Annotated in this window: 1 protein-coding gene; it reads left to right on the forward strand. The window is 64.0% G+C overall.

Going from position 1 to position 542, the window contains the following annotated elements; genetic code table 11:
- Nucleotides 1–521 (forward strand): IS3 family transposase (locus SM447_RS29830; protein ID WP_474576197.1); only part of this gene is annotated, 521 nt, incomplete at its 5' end.
- Between the last annotated feature and the right edge of the window lie 21 nt (nt 522–542).

Below are 542 nucleotides of genomic sequence, written 5' to 3' on the forward strand. Positions count from 1 at the left end.
TGTGGGTCGCCGACCTGACCTACGTGCGCACGAGTGTGGGCTGGGTGTACGCCGCCTTCGTCCTCGACGTGCACTCCCGCATGATCGTCGGCTGGCAGGTGTCCACGAGCCTCTACACCGATCTGGCTCTCGACGCGCTGAAGATGGCGATCTGGCGTCGCGAAAATCAAGGCGCTGACCTGGGCGGACTGGTCCACCACTCCGACCGTGGAGTCCAATATCGAGCAATCCGCTACACCCAGCGGCTCGCCGAGGCCGGTGCCGTCGCCTCTGTCGGCTCCAAGGGCGACTCGTACGACAACGCGATGGCCGAGGCGTTCAACTCCCTCTACAAGGCCGAACTCGTCCGCAACAAAGGGCCCTGGCGCGGGCTCGACGACCTGGAGATGGCCACCGTCGAATACATCGACTGGTACAACAACCGCAGGCTGCACGGCGAACTCGGCCACGTCTCACCCGCCGAACACGAGGCGCTACACGCGATGACCCACCCGGTCACCGCAACCCTGAAAACCAGATAATCCAGTCTCCATCAAACCCGG

The sequence above is a fragment of the Micromonospora aridisoli genome (assembly GCF_056150025.1).